Raw genomic sequence first — 1,109 nt, 5'->3', positions numbered from 1 at the left:
CATGACGGTCATGGTCGGGCTAAATAGGTCGTTGCTGTGCTTGGTGGTCCAGTCCTCCAGCTCATCCGTGCGCAGCATGTAGATCTTGCAGCATGCGAGAACTTCCTTGCCAACCGCGCTCAGCCGGTAGGCGTAGTGCAGCGTGTGACTGCTGGTAGCCTGCTTCCGTATACGTCGGCATGCCGTGGTTGTAATACCCATGACGTTTTTATGGGAGAGCTCCAGTAGGCGGAACAGCTGATGCAGCTTGGCATCAGCAGTCTCGCCGCGGAAAGTCGCATGGTTGGGCCTTCCTGAACCATGTAGCCATCCGAGAAACGATTGTGCAGCGCTTCAATCTGCGCAACCCGTCGCGCAGCCACCTGCAGCATCGGCTGAGCAGGGGGGCGTACTGCGCGGTTGTTATTGTCCTGGAGTGCAACTGGTGCGCGGTCCGGCATGCCGGGGTAAATGCAAAAGTCGTCATTGAGCTTGTTCATTCAACAGGCGCTCCGTAGTGATTGGATTTAGTGGCGAAGCGAGGGCTTTGACGTGCCCAGACTTCAGGCATTGAATAAGGCCTTGGGAAAGGTCACGCCTGATTTAGGGTGGCTCGCTAATAGCGGTTGCACCGATGAAACTGAGTGCAAGGTATTGCCAATCTTCCAGCTCACTTGTGGGTGTGGCGGGTTGGCATAAGTCGAGGCATCGTTAATTGGCGATGGCTGTAAGCTGCTGTTGCTTGTTTCTAGCTGCTACTAATTGCCATTGCCATTAAATAGATACCGGAATTGATTCGGGATGGAATCAATGAGTTTTCCCTGCAGGGAAGTTGTGACGGGGCGCGGTGCCTATGCCACAAGCGAGCGTGTGCTCGTTAAATTAGTGTGCTTTTATTGCGCGCCACGTGCGCGCGTGGAGATCCATTCAAAGACTGCGCTTGCTCGCCAGCCGACTGCACGCTCACCAATCTTGCACTGCGCGGGGAACTTGCCGTCCTTGATGTAACTGTAGATCGTGGAGCGGCTCAAGCCGCTCAGTTCAATCACGGCTTTCATGCGCAGGAAGGAGTCAGCACCAAACGCGTGGCTCGCCTGAGCATATCGCTGGCTATGGCCCTGGGTCGTCTT

2 protein-coding genes are annotated in these 1,109 nt (G+C 55.5%); both read right to left on the bottom strand.

Annotated elements, in window-relative coordinates; genetic code table 11:
• Positions 1–201: hypothetical protein (locus tag VA603_RS11050; RefSeq protein ID WP_323438862.1), on the bottom strand; the 201-nt coding region annotated here is incomplete at its 3' end.
• 671 nt (positions 202–872) lie between these two features.
• The coding region (locus tag VA603_RS11045) for a helix-turn-helix transcriptional regulator (RefSeq protein WP_323438861.1) at positions 873–1,109 on the bottom strand (237 nt) is incomplete at its 5' end.

This window comes from Stenotrophomonas capsici (assembly GCF_034961085.1).
In the GTDB taxonomy this organism is placed as follows: domain Bacteria; phylum Pseudomonadota; class Gammaproteobacteria; order Xanthomonadales; family Xanthomonadaceae; genus Stenotrophomonas; species Stenotrophomonas capsici.
This window is presented reverse-complemented; position numbering and strand designations above follow the sequence as displayed.